The organism is Streptomyces sp. NPDC033270 (assembly GCF_055576575.1).
This window is the reverse complement of the sequence record NZ_JBVIRA010000010.1, coordinates 85,472-104,274: the sequence shown is the minus strand read 5'-3', so window position 1 is coordinate 104,274 and position 18,803 is coordinate 85,472. Positions and strand designations below refer to the sequence as shown.

Sequence of the window (18,803 nt, the reverse complement as noted above, 5' to 3'; positions counted from 1 at the left end):
GGCCTAGGGGCACGGGGGTTGAGGGGGCCATGGGGGCCGAGGGGTATGGGGGGTATGGGGGGTATGGGGGGTCGAGGGGGCCACGGGGGCCGACGGGTTGGCCGCCTACGGGCGGTAGATGCACGCCGCCAGCGGAGCGTGGGTCTTCCAGCCCAGGGTCTCGTAGAGCGCGCGCCCCTCGTCGGTCGCGCCGAGTACGCCGAGGGTCGCGCCCCCGGCCACGGCGTGGTCGGCGAGGGTGCGCATCACCAGGCCGCCCAGCCCGCGGCGGCGGTGCGCCTCCTGGGTGACGACGCGGTCGACGACCGCGGCCCGCCCGAGGACCGCCAGCTGCCCCTGCGCCGCCAACTCGCCGGCCGTCGAGTGCACTTGGGCGTAGGTGACGCCGGCGCGGGTCTCCAGGGACACGGTGTACCCCGCGGGCGCCACCGGGTCCGTGGCCGTCAGATCCGCGGCCATCAGATGCCCGGCCTCGTCCTTGTCCACCACCCACCCCGCGGGCAGCCAGGGGCCGAGTCCGTCCGGATCCATGGGGACCTTGAGCCAGGTGTGCGGCACGGTCACCGAGGCGGCGGCCGCACGTACCGCCGACTCGTGCGCCTCGGGCAGGACATGGCGGCCCACCTGGTCGGGCCTGCCCACGTCGAGATAGCACCCCCAGGGCCGCTCGGCCGGCGGCGGAGTGGCGCGGGAGACGGCCCAGCCGGCCGCCCAGGTCCTGACGAGTTCCGGAATCATCAAACCCTCCCTGAAGTGGAATGAGTAATAGGCGCGATGCCTGTGCGCACATTACCTACGGTGGGTGGGCGCGGCATCCGTTTTTCCCGCAGCGCCTGAACCGCGGCGATCACCGGCCGGCGCGGCTCGGCGCGGTGGTCGTCACAGGTGTAGAGAGGAGTTATGAGCATCCGGCGCGGTGTCACCCGGCTCGGCGGCGCCTGGCGGCCGAAGCACGGGTTGCTGGCCGTGCCGCTGGCGATCATCGTCGCCGTCACGCTGATCGACATCCATACGCCGACGACCATCCACCTGGGCCCGCTCCTGGTCGCCGCGCCCGCGATCACCGCCTCCTTCGCCGGAGCCGGTCTCACCGGCGCCGTCGCGGCCCTCGCCGTGGCGGCGCAGATCGTCGTCGGCCATCTGCACGGCGGGCTGATGACCGCCAACCACCAGGCGCAGATCGCCGCCCTGATCGTGATCGGTGCGTTCCTCACGTTCTTCCGGTACGTGCGGGACCGGCGCGAGCGGCGACTGAGCCAGGTGCAGTCGGTGGCCGTCGCGACCCAGCACGTCCTGATGCGGCCGCTGCCCGAGCGCATCGGACCGCTGCAGATCGCGTCCGCGTACATCGCCGCCGAGGCCGAGGCCCAGATCGGCGGTGACCTGTACGCGGCGGTACCGGCCCCCGGCGCGACCCGCCTGGTCATCGGCGACGTACGCGGCAAGGGCCTGGCCGCCATCGAAGAGGCCGCGATGCTGATCGGGGCCTTCGAGGGCTCCGCCTACCGCAACCTCTCGCTGCCCGGCATCGTGGCGCACCTGGGCAACTCCGTGCACTGGAACATGGCCCACCTCGCCGAGGGCGAGGCCGAGGCGGCGGAGTCCTTCGTGACCGCACTGGTCATGGACGTCCACCACGACTGCCCCGCCCTGTCGATGGTCAACTGCGGACACCCGCCGCCGCTGCTGCTGCGCGACGACCGGGTCCACGCCCTGGAGGTCCGCGAGCCCGCACTTCCGCTGGGCCTCAGTGCCCCCTCGGAGAGCGAGTACGAGGTCGAGACGTTCGGGTTCGACGTCGGCGACCTTCTCCTCCTCTACACCGACGGGGTGGTCGAGGCCCGGGGCAGGGACAACGCGTTCTACCCGCTGGTCGAACGGGTCGCCACCTGGCGCGAGACCGACCCGCCGTCGCTGGTGCGCCGCCTCCACCACGACCTGCTCCAGTACGCCGGGGGAAACCTGGGCGACGACGTCGCGATGATCGCGATCGCGAGGTGTCCCTGAGCCGCTCGCCTGAGCCCCTGAGCCGCTCGCCGCTTTGCCGCTCGCCCCGAGCCGCCCGACCCGGGTCGCCTCCGGCCCCGGCCCGGAGCACCCTGGAGACGTAACCGGGTAGCCATGAGCCGAGCAGTGAGGTGCCTGATGAGCACACTCGAAGAACACATCGACATCAGCGTTCCCCTCCATACGGCCTGGGAATGCCTTCATCGCGCGGAGACCTATCCGCGGTTCGTGGACGGTGTGCGCCAGGCGCGTACTGAGGGCGAACTGACGCATCTCGACGTGAACGCGGGCGGCCGGTCCCAGGCGGTCGACATCCAGATCACCGACCGTGACCAGGACAACCTGATCAAGTGGCGGACCACGAGCGGCCCCGAGCTGGCGGGTACCTTCTCGCTGCAGCCGATCGACGGCGAGCACACCAGGCTCCAGGCCCGGTTCGAGTACGAGCCCGGCACCGTCACGGAGGCCTTCGGCGGGCCGAAGGGGTTCGCCCAGGCGGCCGCGATCGAGCGGGGCGTACGCAGCGACCTCCAGCAGTTCAAGGAGCTGGTGGAAACGCAGCGGTGAAGCGGCGTCAGGCGTCGGGGCCGGACATCCGGGCGGGCCGGCTCTGAGTGGGCGACGGCTTCGGCGGAGTACCCCCGCTGACCGATGGTGTGCGGCCGGCCGCCCTCCGCCGCGTAGACGAGCACGCCCTGGGCGCCGAAGGCCGGCACGATCTGGTCGGCGACCAGGTCCACGACGTCCCGGACCTCCATGGCCTCGGTGAGCGCGGCGGCCAGGTGCAGTACGTGGTAGATCTGCCCGGCGCCTACCGGCACCACCGCCTCCGGCCCCGTGAGGTCGGCGGGCGCCAGGGCCTCCTGCGCGCGCTGACGGGACGCACGGGTGGGGGCGACAGCACGCGCGGCGCCCCGGGCGGCGGCACCCGGGCCCCGGCACCGGAACGGTCGGCCGGCAGGGCCGCCAGACGCCGGCAGGCGCTCTCGATCGCCGCCCGCTCGTCCGCTCGTCCGCCGACAGCTGCGGGCGGCTGACCGGCGGGCCACAGCAGCAGGGCGCCGCGGCTGCTGTCGCCCTCCAGCACCGGCTCGTCGGCCGCCCGCACATAAGCCCCCCGGCCGACGCCCCGGAGTCCCGCAGCGCCTGGAGCAGGGCCCGGTCCACCGGGCCGGAACCGGTCTCGCCGCTCGCCTCGCACCTTCGCACCGCTGCCGCTGTGACCTCGCGGCCACGTGGGGCCGCCGCCGGCCCTCCCGGGGCCATTGCCGACGTTACGCCGCCCCGCCGGGCCGCGGCACGCGGATACCCGCACCGCCCGGCCTCCCCGCGGGCCGGCCGCGCGGTGCGGAAGAGGTGCGACGGCCCTAGGCTCGGAGATATGCCGGGAACACGCCGTGCGCCGTCTCGTGTGGGAGTAGGGGGAGCACGGTGTGTTCGCCGGCGCGGGGCGTCGCTGCGGCTGCCGGCCGTGGGTGCGGTGGTGGCGCTGCTCGCCCTCCTCGCGGGAACTCCGGCCACCACGGCCGTCGATGACCCGGATCTGGCGCGCTTCTACCAGCAGCGGCTCGCCTGGGAGCCCTGCGGACAGGACATGCGCAGCGGCACACCGGGGCAGGACGCCACCCAGCCGCCGGGCTATCAGCAACGCCTGGAGTGCGCCCGGCTGGAGGTGCCGCGCGACTACACCGACCCCGCACGGACCACGCTGCGGGTCCAGCTGATCCGGCTGCGCGCCACCGGCCCCGGTGAGCGGCTCGGTTCCCTGGTGATCAACCCCGGTGGGCCGGGTGCCTCCGGCGTGGACTATCTGATCGACAACGGGAGCGCCTTCGCCCGGCTGGGGCAGCGCTACGACATCGTCAGCTTCGACCCGCGCGGCACCGGCCGCACCGAACCCGTCACCTGTGGCACCGAACTCGCCCCCGCCCAGGGCGCCCAGGACACCCTGGCGGCCAAGGAGAAGCGCATCAACGACGCCTGCGGCCGGTACTCCGGCGGGCTGCTGCCCTGGGTCGGCACCCCCGACGTCGCCCGGGACATGGACGTGCTGCGTGCCGCGGTCCACGACGGCAAGCTCAACTACCTGGGGTTCTCCTACGGCAGCAAGCTCGGCGCGGTCTACGCCCACCAGTTCCCGGACAAGGTCGGCCGGATGGTCCTGGACAGCGTCGAGGACCCGACCAAGAACACCTGGCAGACCGCACTGGCCCAGGCGAAGGGCTTCCAGCGGGCGCTGGACGACTTCGCCGCCGACTGCATCCGGGCCAAGGACTGCCCGATGGGCACCGACGGGCGCCGCGCACAGGACCAACTGCGCGGCTGGTACCGGGAGTTGAGCGACCGCCCGATGACGGTGAAGGGGCGGACGGTCGACCAGACGACCTATGTCTACGCGCTGCGCGAGGCCCTCTACAGCAGAAGCGACTGGCCGGCGCTGCGGCAGGCGCTGGCGCAGCTGCGACGCGGCGACGGCGCCGGCATCCTCCGGCTGAGCGACACCGGTGGCAGCCAGGCCGGCGGTGCCCACCGCCTCCCGGCGCGGCAGGCCGGCCGGGACAAGCTGCCGCCGCAGGACCAGCTGGCCCTGCGGGCGGTCTCCTGCCGGGACACCTCGGAGCGCTACGACGCCGAGGACTACCCCCGCGCCGAGCGGGAACTCACCCGGGCCTCCCCGCTCTTCGGCCCGGACATCGCCCCGACCCTGCTGGACTGCTACGGCTGGCCCGCCGCGGGCGACGACTCCTCCCGCGAGGTGGCGGCCCCCCACGCGCCGCCCCTCCTGCTCGTCGCGACCACCAACGACCCGGCGACACCGTACGAGGGCGCCCTCAACATGGCCCGTGAACTGGACAACGCCAGCACGGTGCTGACCTACCGCGGTGAGGGGCACGCCGCCTACGCCTCCGGTGACGCCTGCGTCCAGGGGTACGTCGACGACTTCCTGCTGGACGGCAGGATGCCCAAGCCCCACACCTCCTGCGGCTGAGCCGCGGTCCGGGGGGCTCAGCCGGCCCGTCGGCCGCGTCCGGTCCCGGTCCGCTTCGCCGCCTGCGGCTTCTTGGTGGCGGTCTTCTTGCCGGCGGCCCCGGAGGCGGCCCGGGCGGTGGCCTTCTTGGCGGCGGTTTCGGCGGCGGCCTTCTTCGCGGGCGACTTCTTCGCCGCGCCCTTCTTCGCGGCGGGCCCGGATCCCTCCTCCTCGCCGCGCGACCGCTTGGCGGCGCGGACGCTGTCCTGCAGGGCCGCCATCAGGTCCATCACCTGGCCCGCGGGCGGCTCCTCGCCGGTCTCGAACGCCGGCTCGCGATGCGCCAGCTTCGCCGCCACGATCTCGTCGAGCGCCTCCCGGTAGTGATCGTGCACATCGTCCTCGGACAGCCCGCCGTAGGAGTCCATCAGGGCCTCGGCGGCCGCCACCTCCTTGGCGGCGATCTTCTCCTGCCGCTCGGGCAGCACGCCGTCCATCGGGCGGATCTGGTGCGGCCACAGCAGCACCTGCATCACCAGCGCGCCCTCCAAAGGGCGGATCACGGCCAGCGTCTCCCGTCCGTGCAGCGCGATCTTGCCGAGCCCGACGCGACGGTGCCGCTCCATCGCCTCGCGCAGCAGCACATAGGGCTTGGCCGCGGCGGGGCTGTCGACACCCAGGTAGTAGCCCTTGCCCATCTGCAGCGGGTCGATGTCACCGCCGGCGACGAAGGCCAGGATCGTCAGCGTCTTCGCGGTCGGCAGCGGCAGCGCGTCCAGATCGTCGTCGCTCAGCGGTACGACGGTCTCGCCGTCGCCGGGCCGGTAGCCGCGGCCGATCTCGTCCGGGGGGATCTCGACGCCCTCCAGCGAGCACACGGGCTGATTGCGCACCCGTCCGCCGTCCGCCGTGTGGATGCGCACGAAGCTGACCGACGCCGAGCTGTCCGTGGCGTTGTACGCGGCGACCGGGATCGTGACCAGGCCGAAGCTGATGGAGAACTTCGCCGTGGGACGCATGGGGGCCGCCTTCATCGGTGCCGGTCGGCTCCATGCTAAACGGGGCGGAGGAAGGGCACATCCCGGGATGAATCACCTGTCCCGGGAGGGATCGGGCGCGCCGTACGGACGGACCGCCTCAGGTCACCGGATGCCGGTGGTCTCCCGCGCACAGGGCCCAGATGATGAAGATGTTGATCGCGACCAGCACGATGGCCCAGAACGGGTAGAACGGGATCCACAGGAAGTTCGCGAGCGCCCCGAGGCCCGCGAGGACGACACCGAGGACGCGGGCCCACGTCGCACCGCTCATCAGCAGCGCGATGCCCGCGAGGAGGATGACCAGGCCCAGGATGAGATGGATCCAGCCCCAGCCCGTGAGGTTGAACGAGAACACGTAGTTCCGCGTCGTGACGAAGACGTTGTCCTTGGCGATTGCGGAGATGCCTTCCAGGAAGGCCATCGCACCACCGAAGATCATCAGTACCGCGGCGAACGCCGTCCAGCCGCCGACGCATTGCTTCTGAGGGGCCATGGTCCACTCCTCACTTGAGAAACGCTGGCCGCCGGCGCGGACCCGCCGGTGGTCATGCCCTGATTCCACGTTTCCACAGGCCCCGACCCTCCGCATGTCAGGGATCCGCACCGCGGGCCGGGGGCGCGGACGCGCCGTACCGCCGTCGCGCGGCAGGCGCCGGTGGCTGACAGGCCCTCATGGCGCGCGGCGATCCGGCCGGCGCGGTGCCCGGTGCGGGCCCGCTTCAGTCGGGCGGCTCGGGGGCGGGGTTCTCCTCCGGCTCCCCACCCGGCGGTTCCTCGGGTCGCGGGCCCGGCTCGTCCGGCTCCGGCTCGGCGGGGACCGGGTCGCGCGGCACCGGCTCCGGCCGGCTCGGCACGGGACCGGGCCCGTCGGGCGCCGGTTCGCTGGCCGACGCCCCGGCGGCCGGGACGCCGACGGCGGTGGCGGTGGCGGCTGTGGTCGTGGCGGTCATAGCGCTCTCTCCTCCCCCTCCATCCTGCGGCCGATGCCGGTGATCGGCCCGTTCGGGGAACCGCCGCCGGGACGGACCTGGTGCGGGACTTCCGGCTGTACGCGTACGCGTGGGAGGCCCTGGACACCGAGGCGTGTCGCCACCCCCGGTCAGTACACGTCGCGGACGTAGCGCTTCTCGGCCGCGAGCTGTTTGACGTAGCCGGCGGCCGCGTCCTGCGTCAGCCCCCCGTGCGCCACGGCGATCTCGCGCAGGGCGCGGTCGACGTCCTTGGCCATCCGGGACGCGTCGCCGCACACATAGAAGTGGGCACCGTCCTGCAGCCAGGACCACAGATGGGCGCCGTGCTCACGCATCCGGTCCTGCACATAGACCTTGGCGCGCTGGTCGCGGGAGAAGGCCGTGTCCAGCCGGGTGAGCAGCCCCTCCTCGCGCAGTCGGCCGAGTTCGTCCTCGTAGTAGAAGTCCGTGGCGCGGCGCTGCTCGCCGAAGAACAGCCAGTTGGGGGCGCGGTGGCCGCGGGCGCGCCGCTCGTTGAGGAAGCCGACGAAGGGCGCGACGCCGGTGCCGGGCCCCACCATGACCATCGGTGTGGCCGGGTCGGCCGGCGGCCGGAAGTGGGGGGCGGACCGGACGAACACCGGCACCGGGCTGCCGGGCTCGGCGTCGGCGAGGAAGGTGGAGGCCACGCCCTTGCGCGGGCGGCCGTGGCGGTTCTCATAGCGCACGACGGAGACCGTCAGATCGATCAGGCCGGGGTCGGTCAGCGGGCTCGACGATATGGAGTACAGCCGGGGCCGCAGCCGCGGCAGGAGGGCGGCCCACTCCGCGGCATCGGCCCGGACCGGGTGTTCGGCGAGCACGTCGACGGCCTGCCGGCTCCAGGCCCACTGCGCGAACTCGCCCTTGTTGTCGGGCCGCAGCAGCTTCTTCAGCAACCGGTCACCGGTGCGTTCGGCGGTCAGCCGCAGCAGGCTCGGGGAGATCCGCGTGATGTCCAGATGGCGCAGCAGCGCCTCGCCGAACGACACCGTGCCCAGGCCCGGGACCTCGACGGTGGTGGCGGGGTCGAGACCGGTGTGCTCCAGCCACTCCGCGACCAGCTCGGGGCAGTTGGTCGGCTGCACCTCCAGCGCGTCGCCCACCGCGTAGTCCAGCGGCCCGCCTTCGACGTCGCGGGTGTCGAAGGTGAACCGGCGCACCTCCTTGGTGGCCCCGGCACGGCTCAGCAGCTGATTGCCGACGAGCCGGGCGACGCTCGGCGCGGGCCTGGCGGCGCGGGCGGGAGCCTGCGGCGCGGCGGCCGGCGCGAGCGCCCCCGCCTCCCCGGCGCCGCCGGCGTCCCCTGCGTCCGCCCCGCCCTCCAGGGCACTGAGCACCTGCTCGACCCACTGCCCCGCCGGCTGCTCGTAGTCCGGTTCGCAGTCCGTGCGCGGCACCAGCCGGACCGCGCCCAGCTCGGCCAGACGCGCGTCGAGCCGGCGCCCATGGCCGCAGAAGTCGTCGTAGGAGGAGTCGCCCAGTGCGAGGACGGAGTAGCGCACCCCCTCCAGCCGGGGAGTGTCGGGCGCGTTGAGCGTCTCCCAGAACCCCGATCCGTTGTCGGGCGCGTCACCGTCACCGAAGGTGCTGGTGACGATGAGCAGATCGGCGGTGCGCGGCAGGGTCGCCGGTGCGCTCTCGGCCATGCTCAGCAGCGTCGCGTCCCGCCCGCTGCCCTTCAGCCGCCTGGCCGTGTCGGCGGCGACCTCCTGCGCGTTGCCGGTCTGCGAGGCCCACAGCACGATGACCGTACGGGACGGCGCGGCGTCGGCGGCCTCGGCGGGTGCGCCCGCCGCGCCGTCCGCCGCCGGCCGGCCGTCCTCGACCCGCGAGAACATCCCGGCCAGCACGCCGTTCACCCACAGCGCGGTCTCCGGCCCGAACGGCGCCTGCGCGGGCAGCACGGGCGTCCCCGAGGCGTTTCCCGAACGCAGCCCGGCGAGGAAGCCGGACAGATAGCGGCGTTCGTGCGCGGCCAGCACCGGCGGAGTGGGATCGGGGATCCGGAACACCTCGGACAGCAGCGCCACCGCACCCTCCGTCCCGCCGCCGAACTCCGCGGCGGGCCCGGGCGCCCCCTCCGTACGCGCCCCGGCCGCGCTCCCCGCCGGTCCCCGCTCGCCCGCGACCCGGGCCAGCGAGACCGCGCACACCTTGAACTCGGGCTGGAAGGAGACCGGATCGACCGCGTCGTTGGTCACCGCGTTGACGCTGAGGTACTCGCCGAACAGGTCGTTCCAGTGGAACGGCGCGAAGCAGTTCCCGGGCCGCACCCGGTCGGTCACCACGGCCGGCAGCACCGCCCGCCCGCGCCGCGAGGCCACCTCCACCGCATCGCCCTCCGCGACGCCCAGCGCCTCCGCGTCCCGGGGGTGGATCTCCACGAACGGCCCCGGGTTGAGCTTGCTCAGCTTGGCGACCTTGCCGGTCTTGGTCAGGGTGTGCCACTGGTGCTGCAGCCGGCCGGTGTTGAGCACGAAGGGGAAGTCGTCGTCGGGCAGCTCGGCCGCGGGCAGATGCGGCCGGGCGAAGAACACGGCCCGGCCGCTGGGGGTGGGGAAGGACAACCGGGGCCGGGAGCCGTCCGGGCGCAGGGCCACCTGCTGGCTGACACCGTCGTTGAGGTAGCGCACCGGATTGCGGTCGGGCCCGTCCGCCGACGCGCTGGGCCACTGCACCGGGGTGCGCCGCAGCCGCTCGTAGGACACCCCGCGCAGGTCGTACCCCGTCTGCGGGTTCCAGGCGCGCTTGATCTCCTCGAATATCTCCTCCGCGCTCTCATAGCCGAAGGCGTCCTCGTACCCCATCTCGCAGGCGATCCGCGCGATGATCCGCCAGTCCGGCCAGGCCTCGCCGGGGGGATCGGCGGCCTGCCGCACCAGCGTCAGATTGCGCTCCGAGTTGACCATGACACCCTCGGACTCGCCCCACATGGCGGCCGGCAGCACCACATCGGCGTACGCGTTGGTCTCGGTCTCGGTGAAGACGTCCTGCGCCACGACGAACTCCGCCGCCTCCAGCCCCTCGATGACCGTCCGGCGGTTGGCGACCGAGGCGACGGGGTTGGTGCAGATGATCCAGCACGCCTTGATGTCCCCCTCCGCCATCTCCCGGAACATCTCGACGGTCCCCCTGCCCGCCCCGTCCGCCCGCAGCGTCCCCGGCCGCAGACCCCACAGCTCCTCGACGAAGGCACGGTCCTCGGCCACCAGCGCGGACCGCTGTCCGGGCAGCCCCGGCCCCATGTAGCCCATCTCGCGGCCGCCCATCGCGTTGGGCTGGCCGGTGAGGGAGAACGGACCGGCGCCCGGGCGGCAGATCGCGCCGGTCGCCAGATGCAGATTGATCAGCGCGTTGGTGTTCCAGGTGCCGTGCGTGCTCTGGTTCAGCCCCATCGTCCAGCAGCTCATCCAGGCGCCCGCCGCGCCGCCGATCCACTCGGCGGCCCGGCGCAGGTCCGCCTCCGGGATCCCGGTGATCTCCGCGACCGACTCGGGCCGGTAGTCCTGGAGGAACTCGGCCATCGCCTCCCAGCCGTCGGTGTACTCGGCGACGAACTCCTCGTCGATCGCGCCGCCGTCGACCAGCAGCCGCAGCAGCCCGTTGAGCAGGGCCAGATCCGTACCCGGCGCGACCTGCAGGAACAGGTCCGCCTTGGCCGCGGTGGCGGTGCGCCGCGGATCGACCACGATCAGCTTGGCGCCCGCCTTGACCCGCTCCATCATCCGCAGGAAGAGAATCGGATGGCAGTCGGCCATGTTGGAGCCGATGACGAGGAACACCTCGGCGTGCTCGAAGTCCTGGTACGAGCCGGGCGGGCCGTCCGCGCCCAGCGACAGCTTGTAGCCGCTGCCCGCGCTCGCCATGCACAGCCGCGAGTTGGATTCGATGTTCCGGGTGCGCACGAAGCCCTTGGCGAGCTTGTTCGCCAGGTACTGGGCCTCCAGCGTCATCTGACCGGAGACGTACAGGGCGAGCGCGTCCGGGCCGTGCTCGTCGACGATCGCCCGCAGCCGGCCGGCGGTCTGCTTGATCACGGTGTCCATCGCGGCGGCCACCGGCTCGTCGCCGCGGTCCGCGCGCACCAGGGCGGTCGACAGCCGCCCCGGCGCGGCGAGCAGCTCGGCGCTGGTCGCGCCCTTGGTGCACAGCCGGCCCGCGTTCGTCGGGTGCGCCTTGTCACCGGATGCCTTACGGACCGTACGGCGACCGTCGCGGTCCGTGGCCACGTCCAGGACGATTCCACAGCCGACACCGCAGTACGAGCACGCCGTCCGCACCTGTGTCAGGTGCTCTGCCAGCGGTTCCGGTGCGGTCACGGACGGTCCCCTTAGTGGTCGGATGCAGGGCTCCGACCCTACGAGCCGCCCGTTAAGCGGGTGTCACACGAAGCGATCAACGGTCGTTACGGCGACCACACAGTCCCTCGCGGGCCTCCGTGAGATGCGGCGGTCCGCGCCAGGTGCCCGCGCGGCATCAGCCCTGCTGTGCCGTACCGAGGAAATGGAAGCCGGGGCGCGGGTGCATCAGGAAGTCGTGGTGCGAGATGTTCCAGGCGTACGCCCCGGCCACGCCGAACACCACCCGGTCGCCGGCCCGCAGCCCCGCCGCCGGGACCGCACGGGCCAGGACGTCCTTGGGCGTGCACAGCTGGCCGGTGAGGGTGACGCGGTCGCCGCGCGCCGCGGAGCGGGGCCAGGGGTGCGGCCAGGGCGCGTCGGTCGGCAGGACCGTGCAGGGCTGGTCGTGCCCCTTGGTCGCGGGGGTGCGCAGATGGTGGGTGCCGCCGCGGACCACGGCGAACTCCTCGCCGTGGCTCCGCTTCACATCCAGCACCTCGGTGGCGTACCAGCCGCAGTACGCGGTCAGCGCCCGCCCCGGCTCGATACGCAGCGTGACACCGGGGTGGGCGGCGGCCAGCCGGGCCAGCCCCGCCCCGTAGGCCGACCAGTCGAAGCGGCGCTCCGGGGCGGCGTAGTCGACGGCCATACCGCCGCCCACGGTCACCTCGGACAGGCCGATGCGGTGGCGCCGGGCGAGCCGTGCGGCCCAGGTCACGACGGCCTCGGAGACGGCCAGCTGCTCGGGGGCCTCCAGGCCGCTCGCCAGGTGGGCGTGGACGCCGACGAGTTCGAGCTGCGGGTAGCTGCCGTCGGTGAGCCGGGCGACGACCTCGTCGGCCTGCTCCGGGTCCAGTCCGAAGGGGGTGGGGCGGCCGCCCATGGCCAGCGAGCTGCCGTCCAGGCAACCGTCGGCGACGGGCAGGTTGAAGCGGGCCAGGACCGCGACCCGCCGGTCGGGGGCGAGGTCGGCGGCGAGGCGGCCGAGCATGTGGAGTTCGTAGAGGCTCTCCACGTGGAAGCGCCGTACCCCGAGTTCGAGCGCCTGGGCGAGCTCCTTCGGCGTCTTGCCCGGGCCGCCGAAGGCCAGCGGCGCATCGGGGACGGCCTTGCCGACGTGCGCCAGTTCGCCGCCCGAGGAGACCTCGTAGCCGTCGACGTACGGGCGCAGCGCGGCGAGTATCTCCGGTTCCGGGTTGGCCTTGGCCGCGTAGTAGAGCTCCACGCTTTCGGGCAGCGCGGCCCGCACCTCGGCCATGTGGGCGCGCAGGGCCGCCAGGTCGTAGAGGTACGCGGGGAGTTCCTCGGCGCCGAGGGACAGGGCGCGCTCGCGGACGGCGGTGGTGGGGGCGGTCATCGTGCGCTCCAGGGGGTGGTGTCGTCGGCGCGCACGGCGCCCGACAGGACGGCCTCGGCCAGCGGCGAGGGCAGCAGGACATAGCCGGCCTCGCGGTCGGCCTTGCGCTCCCAGCGGGTGAGCAGATTGGCCTTGGCGGGCAGCGGCACGCCGGCCAGCAGGGCGGCCAGCCGGGGCGGGCAGCCGTGCCGGTCGGCGTGGGCCTGAAGGGTGCGGCGGACCTGCGCCCACAGCTCCGCCTCGGTACCCGGGTGCAGATCGGCGAGCGCGGCGAGCATCTCGGCGACGTGGTTGACCAGCAGGCAGTACACGACGCGGTCCCAGCCGCGCTGGGCGTCGTAGGTCATCGGCGCCGCGACCTGCTCGGGCAGCGAGGCCAGCAGCTCGGTGTGGTGCTCGGGGACGAGCTTGGTGCCTTCCAGGTCGCGGAAGAGCACCTGGGCCGGCATTCCGTCGCCGTCGACGCAGACCAGGACGTTCTGCAGATGCGGCTCCAGCACCAGGCCGTGGTCGAAGTAGGCGGCGAGCACCGGCGGGAGGAGGAGGCCCAGATAGGCGGCCCACCACTCCAGCGCGGCTCGCGGCCCGGCACCGTCCAGCAGGCGGGAGATGTGCGCCGGGCTGGTGGGGTACTCGTCGGCGACCGCGGCCGCCAGCAGCGGGGTGGTGCCGGGCAGCAGCCGCTGGGACAGGCCCTCGCGGACGATGACGCCGAAGCCTTCGAGCAGCTCGGTGTCCGGGCGGCCGTCGGCGCCGGGCAGCGCCAGGCTGCGGTAGGCGGGCTCGCGCAGCACCGCGCTGCCGGGGAAGCGGGTGGCGAGACCGTCCAGCACCGGCGCCAGTAGGCGGGTGAGCGCCACCGCGCCGGACAGTTCGTAACTGGCGTTCTTGCGCAGGCAGTTGGTGATCCGGACGTTCAGGCTGAACTTGAGGAACGCCGCGCCGTCGTAGAGCGTGCGGACCGACGCGGTGGCCGCGAAGGGCTGCTCGCCGGTGCCCAGGACGCGGATGTCGTCGCGGTCCAGGGCCTGCCGCAGGCCCGGGTGGTCGCGCAGCAGCTCGTACTGCCAGGGGTGGACGGGCAGCAGCCGGTAGCCGTCCGGGACGCCGGGGTGCAGGGCGTCCAGCGGTGCGGTGGCCTCGGCTTCGGCCGTCTCCTCGGCGACCAGCTCCCGGCGTACGGCGAGCAGCAGCAGCGGGAAGGTGGCGCCGGTCTCCGGGGCGTAGGACTGCCAGGCGGCGGGGTCGCCGGTACGGGCCTTGGGCGTGGGGTGGAAGCGGTGGCCGAGGATCAGCGACTGCTCGGAGGCGACATACGCCGACTCCCAGTCGGCAGGAGCTGCCTGCCAGTCGTCGCGGCCGGCGTCCCCGGCGCCCGGGTGCCGCTCGGCGCGGGCGGCCAGCGCCGCGGAGACGGCCTGGTGGCTGGAGGCGATCTGGGCCAGGAACTCCTCGTTGTCCACACCGGTCCGCAGCGACAGTTCGGCGTGCACGTACTCGGCCAGCCGGCGCCAGCCGACCTCGGCCCAGCCGTCGGCGGTCTGCTCGGTCACCGGGCCGGTGAACCGGTGCGCGCCGAGCAGCGACGTACGGCGCAGCGCGACCCGCAGCAGCACCCCGCGGCGCGGCAGCCTGAGCAGCAGCCGCCCGTCGTCCACGGCGGTCTGGTGCTCGGGTCCGGACACCTCGCGCAGCAGGCAGTTGAGCAGGGTGTGCGCCACGGCCTGGTCGGCGGTGGGCAGGCCGGCGGGCGCGGTCGGGGCGGTGCCGGGCGAATTGGTCAGCGAGGGCATCGAAGGCTCCTGCGGGTCCGGAGAGTACGGGGGAGGAGGCGCGGCAGCAGGCCGGGCGCACCGGTGGCGAGGACGGCGGCCAGCGCCGCCGCGGTCCCGGTCAGGACCGGCGCGGCGGGGCCGAACCAGTCGTTGCCGGCCGCGGCGGCGACTCCGGCGGCGACCGCACCGGCCTTGGAGAAGAATTCGATCGAGCCGAACAGCCCGCCGGGGGCACGGCCCTTGGCGCAGTTGGCGGCCAGTACGGACAGACAGACCAGGCCCATCGTGAGCCCGGCGCCGAGCACCAGCCGTACCGCGACGAACGCGGTGAGCGAGTCGGCGATGCCGTGCCCGGCCAGGCCCAGCGCGATACAGCCGAAGCCGAGCACGATGCCGAGCCGGGGACGGCGGTGGAAGAGGGAGTGCACCGCGATCGCCGCGACCAGATAGCACATGTGCGGCAGGGCGAACAGGACCCCGGACACCATCGGCCCGGTGCCCGGTATGCGCTCCTTGATGAGGGCGATCAGGTACGGGAAGGAGATGACGGTGGAGAACACGAAGGTGAACTCCAGGGCGTACAGGGCCCGCAGGGAGGCGGCCGGGGCACACTCGACGTCATCGCCCGTGGCGGCCTCCGCCGGCCCGGCCGCCCCGTCCTCCGCCGCGGCCGCGGCCTGCGGCGATCCGGTGGCGCGGGTCCGGGGTGGCTCGGGCAGCACCGCCAGCATCACGGCGGCGGCCAGCGGCAGCAGCGCCATCAGCGCGTACTGGCGGTGCGGCGAGAGCCAGGGCGTCAGCGCGCCGACGACGATCGGTGCGCACACCAGCGCCGCCCGGGCGCTGCCCTGCATCAGGGTCAGGGCCCGGGACAGGGCGTTGCCTTCGAGTGCCGCCCCCAGGTAGCCGTTCGAGGCCGCGAAGGTTCCCCCCAGGACCCCCTGGAGGACCAGGGCGGCGGCGAAGGTCCCCAGCGAATCGGCCCAGCCGGCCAGCACGAACGCCGCGGCGAGCCCCAGTTGTGCCCGCAGCAGCAGCCGTTTGCGGCCGAACCGGTCGGCGAGCCGTCCCCACAGCGGTGCGCCGACGGCACCGAAGATGGTGGGCACGATGTACAGCAGCCCGGCCCAGCGGGCGGCGCCGTCGCCCAGCTCGGGGAGGATCTCGGTGAGGTACGGCGGCAGCCCCAGCGCGGCGAACGACGCCACGAAGTAGCAGCCGGCCACCGCGTACACCTGACGGCGGGCGAGGCCCGGGCCGACCTTGGTCTCGACCGCGGCCGCGGCGTCACGGCGGGTGGCGACGGATCTCGTCGGGCTTGTCTGGCTCATCGTCATGTCACCGCAGACAAAAGGTAGTTGGGTCCGGTGGTGTAGTGCTTGTTGATGTCGGCCGCGCCCGAGCGCTCCTTGGACAGCAGGGTTCCGGCGCTGACCATGGCCTTGACGGGCAGGCGCCCGGCGTCCAGCACATGCGAGCGCAGCGCGGCGCCCGGTTCGCCCGGCGCGGTGCCCAGCCGCTCGACGGCCTCGGCGAGCCGGTCGCGCACCAGGGTCAGCAGCCGGTCGAGCGGGGCCCGCCCGTGCCGGGCCAGCCCGAAGGCGTAGGAGCCCGCGCAGAGGTGGACGGTGATGGTGGTGAACAGGTCCAGCACCGGCTGGTCGTCCGCGGCGAAGATCCGCGGGTCGGCGAAGTCCGCGGGGCCCGGGGCGTCCCCGCCCAGGGTGTCCCGCAGCCGCACGGTGTTGATCCGCGGCCCGTCGTTGTCCTTGAACAGCAGCCGAAGCCGGGTGCCGTGTGCCCCCTCGTCGAGCACCAGCGAGATGTTCTGCTGGTGTGACTCCAGGCCGATGCCGTACCCGAACAGCGTGGTCTGCCAGTCGAAGAGCAGGGTCAGGCATGCGTCCAGCAGGGCCAGTGGGTCGCCGCCGTAGTAGCGGTCGGCGAGCAGGTCGATCACCAGTCGTCCGCCGGGCGCCGGGGCGAGCAGCGCGGCCATCGGCACCACGGCGCTGTCCTCCAGGCCCGCCGGGTAGCGCCGGCACAGTACGGCCAGCAGCTCGTGGCCGGCGTGCGCGTACACCGTCTCGTCGGCCTGCAGGATCGATTCTGCGAACCGCGGCTCGCGGGCGAGCACCGTCGCCAGCAGCCGCTGGCCCTCGGCGCCGTCGATGAGCGTGGGCGGCTTGATGGTCCGCCGGTTGCGCAGCCCCAGCGTCGAGGTGGCCAGCGGCAGCTTCAGATGCAGCCGGGGGTCGGCGGCCACCGCCACGGTCCGCATCGACAACGTCGGCACCACGCCGAGCACCGCGCGTTCGCTGAGCACCGCCTCGCGCTCCAGACCGGTCGCACCGAGTGCCTCGTGCAGCGGGTCGCCGAGCGTCAACGGGTGTACGGGGAGGGCGAGATGGCTGCCGCCCAGGTGCGCAAGGCCCAGCTCGGCGGGCGTCGGCCAGCAGCGGGGCAGGGTCGCCTCCCCGCCGGGCACGGTGACCGCACCGCGCGGGACGGCGAGCCAGCGCAGTGCGAAGCGCGGCCGGAACTCCGGTGCGTATGAACGGAGTTGGGACTCCTTCAGGCCCAGGCGGCCGCGCGCGGTCGGGTACACGGGGTGGTCGAGCCGGGCCGCGAGGGTGTCGTAGGCCAGCCCTCCGTCCAGTCCCAGCCAGGAATCGGCGTCCGGGCCGTGACGCTTCGCCAGTACGGTCTCGACCTCTTCCCGGGTCCGGGTGTGCAGCCGCATCGTCGCCAGCGTCTGCCGGCACTCCTCGGCGAACGCCTCGAAGCCCGGGCGGTCGGCCGGGTCGGCCAGCTCGCCGAGCGCGGCCACGACCTCGTCGACCGAGGTCAGCCGGGCGCCGTCGGACTCACGGACGAGCAGCGGCAGCCGAGCCGCGTACTCGCTCTGGTAGCCGTCCGGCCCCAGCGGCAGCAGCAGCGCACCGGTGCCCTCGCCGGCGGGCAGTCGCAGCCACGGGCCGTCCGGCCGCTCCAGCACGGTGCCACGGGTGCGCAGCCCGACGACGTCCTCGCGCAGCAGCGCGCCGAGCACCCGCAGCAGCAGCTCGGACTCCTCGGCCGCCCCGGCCCGTGCCTCGTCGGCCCGGCCCGCGAGGGTGTCGGGGGCGACGGTCACGACGAGATCTCCCAGCGCTCCGTGGCGAAGAAGCCGTCCGCGAGCCGGTCCACGGCCGCCCGGTCGGCGCCGGTGACCCGCAGTACGCCCAGGTAGTCGCGGTTGGTGGCGTAGAGCGGGTGCGCACTGCCGACCTCGCGCAGCGGCCGGTAGCTCAGCCGTACGCCGTCCACCTCGCGGTCCGTGGCGGCCGGCGCGCCGGCCAGGGTCCCGGCCCGGTCGGCCAGGGCGTAGTCCACCCGGCCCGCACCGTCGCGCCGGGCACCGAGGTCGGCGGGAAGCGGCTCGCCCAGATGCGTACGCAGGATGTGCTCGAAGAGCGGGATGTCCAGGAGCTGCGCGAGCAGCAGGTCGCACTGGTCGCCGATGACGCGGTAGTTCACCTCGATGAGCCGCGCCCGTCCCTCGTGCACCACGAACTCGGTGTGACAGGCCCCGAAGCCGACGCCCAGCGCGTCGAGCTGGGCCAGCACCTGGGCGAGCACGGGCTCGGGGTGGGCGGCGACGAAGTCGAGCCGTTCCTCGATGAAGGCCGGGGGCGGGGAGACGACGGTGTGGAACCCGCCCAGCACATGCCGCACCCGCCCGTCGCCGAGCGTCTCCAGGGTGTAGAGCTCACCGGGCAGGAACTCCTCGGCGACCAGGGCGGCACCGGGCCGCCGCGCCTGGATCTCCTTGGCGCGCGCCACCAGCTCCTCGGCGTCGCCGACCAGCACCACGTCCTCGCTGGCCACGCCTTCGCGGGGCTTGAGGACACAGGGGAAGGGCAGGCCGGCGCCGGTCAGCACGGAGGGGTCCTGGTCCGGCGCCAGCTCGGCGGTCCGCACGGTGTCGACGCCGGCCGCCGCGAGATGGCGGCGCATCTCGGCCTTGTTCTTGGCACGCAGTGCGGCCCGCCAGTCCTTGCCGGGCAGTCCGAAGTAGTCGGCGACCAGGGCCGCCTGGGTCTGCAGATGGTCGCTGTTGGTGAAGACCGCGTCGGCCGGGCGGTGGGTGGTGATCCGGGTGATGACGGCGCGGAAGTCCCGCACGTCGCACTCCAGGACCTCGGTCGCGGGGTAGGCGCGCCGGTGCGCTTCGGGCTGGTCCGTCAGGACCGTGACGTCGAGACCGAGGCGGGCGGCGGCGGGCAGGAAGCCGTCGGTGACCGAGTCGGTGGGGTTGAGCGCGAGCAGATACATCCGCATG

At 73.6% G+C, this 18,803-nt stretch carries 14 protein-coding genes; 4 read left to right on the top strand and 10 right to left on the bottom strand.

All coding sequences use genetic code 11. The features are described from left to right. Positions 1–105: 105 nt before the first annotated feature. Complete coding sequence (locus ACZ5XZ_RS16450) at positions 106–738, bottom strand: GNAT family N-acetyltransferase (protein ID WP_468978375.1); 633 nt, start codon at positions 736–738, stop codon at positions 106–108. Between the two features lie 162 nt (positions 739–900). Between ACZ5XZ_RS16450 and ACZ5XZ_RS16445 the strand changes: the two genes are divergently transcribed. The 4 genes from ACZ5XZ_RS16445 to ACZ5XZ_RS16430 all read left to right on the top strand — a co-directional run bounded on the left by ACZ5XZ_RS16445 (position 901) and on the right by ACZ5XZ_RS16430 (position 4,996). After that, positions 901–2,007: a PP2C family protein-serine/threonine phosphatase gene (locus ACZ5XZ_RS16445; protein ID WP_468978373.1), complete on the top strand. Its 1,107-nt coding sequence runs from the start codon at positions 901–903 to the stop codon at positions 2,005–2,007. 138 nt (positions 2,008–2,145) lie between these two features. Further along, complete coding sequence (locus ACZ5XZ_RS16440) at positions 2,146–2,574, top strand: SRPBCC family protein (protein WP_468978371.1); 429 nt, start codon at positions 2,146–2,148, stop codon at positions 2,572–2,574. A gap of 47 nt (positions 2,575–2,621) precedes the next feature. Beyond that, entirely contained in the window at positions 2,622–3,044 is a 423-nt protein-coding gene (locus ACZ5XZ_RS16435; protein ID WP_468978369.1) for a hypothetical protein, read from the top strand. Positions 3,045–3,478: 434 nt separating this feature from the next. After that, on the top strand, positions 3,479–4,996 hold the full coding sequence (locus tag ACZ5XZ_RS16430; protein WP_468978367.1) for an alpha/beta hydrolase: 1,518 nt from the start codon (positions 3,479–3,481) through the stop codon (positions 4,994–4,996). 17 nt (positions 4,997–5,013) lie between these two features. Here the strand turns inward: ACZ5XZ_RS16430 and ku are convergent, their stop codons facing one another. From ku to ACZ5XZ_RS16385, 9 genes are all read right to left on the bottom strand, one after another. Further along, complete coding sequence (ku, locus tag ACZ5XZ_RS16425) at positions 5,014–5,994, bottom strand: non-homologous end joining protein Ku (RefSeq protein WP_468978365.1); 981 nt, start codon at positions 5,992–5,994, stop codon at positions 5,014–5,016. A gap of 118 nt (positions 5,995–6,112) precedes the next feature. Continuing rightward, on the bottom strand, positions 6,113–6,508 hold the full coding sequence (locus tag ACZ5XZ_RS16420; protein WP_468978364.1) for a DUF7144 family membrane protein: 396 nt from the start codon (positions 6,506–6,508) through the stop codon (positions 6,113–6,115). Between the two features lie 226 nt (positions 6,509–6,734). Then, positions 6,735–6,965, bottom strand: a complete 231-nt coding sequence (locus ACZ5XZ_RS16415) for a hypothetical protein (protein WP_468978361.1) — start codon at positions 6,963–6,965, stop codon at positions 6,735–6,737. A 149-nt stretch (positions 6,966–7,114) separates the two neighbouring features. Then, entirely contained in the window at positions 7,115–11,326 is a 4,212-nt protein-coding gene (locus tag ACZ5XZ_RS16410) for a molybdopterin-dependent oxidoreductase (RefSeq protein ID WP_468978359.1), read from the bottom strand. A 157-nt stretch (positions 11,327–11,483) separates the two neighbouring features. Beyond that, on the bottom strand, positions 11,484–12,704 hold the full coding sequence (locus ACZ5XZ_RS16405) for a type III PLP-dependent enzyme (RefSeq protein WP_468978357.1): 1,221 nt from the start codon (positions 12,702–12,704) through the stop codon (positions 11,484–11,486). After that, a complete protein-coding gene (locus ACZ5XZ_RS16400; protein WP_468978354.1) occupies positions 12,701–14,497 on the bottom strand; it encodes an IucA/IucC family protein in 1,797 nt (598 codons plus the stop codon). The genes ACZ5XZ_RS16405 and ACZ5XZ_RS16400 overlap by 4 nt, the downstream gene beginning before the upstream one ends. Next, positions 14,485–15,810, bottom strand: coding sequence for an MFS transporter (locus ACZ5XZ_RS16395; protein ID WP_468978352.1), 1,326 nt, complete (start codon positions 15,808–15,810; stop codon positions 14,485–14,487). Before ACZ5XZ_RS16395 ends, ACZ5XZ_RS16400 begins: the two co-directional genes overlap by 13 nt. Before the next feature lie 2 nt (positions 15,811–15,812). After that, positions 15,813–17,615: an IucA/IucC family protein gene (locus ACZ5XZ_RS16390; RefSeq protein ID WP_468978350.1), complete on the bottom strand. Its 1,803-nt coding sequence runs from the start codon at positions 17,613–17,615 to the stop codon at positions 15,813–15,815. Next, positions 17,612–18,802 (bottom strand): ATP-grasp domain-containing protein, encoded by a 1,191-nt coding sequence (locus ACZ5XZ_RS16385; RefSeq protein WP_468978348.1) that lies wholly within the window; start codon positions 18,800–18,802, stop codon positions 17,612–17,614. The genes ACZ5XZ_RS16390 and ACZ5XZ_RS16385 overlap by 4 nt, the downstream gene beginning before the upstream one ends. Position 18,803: the final 1 nt, after the last annotated feature.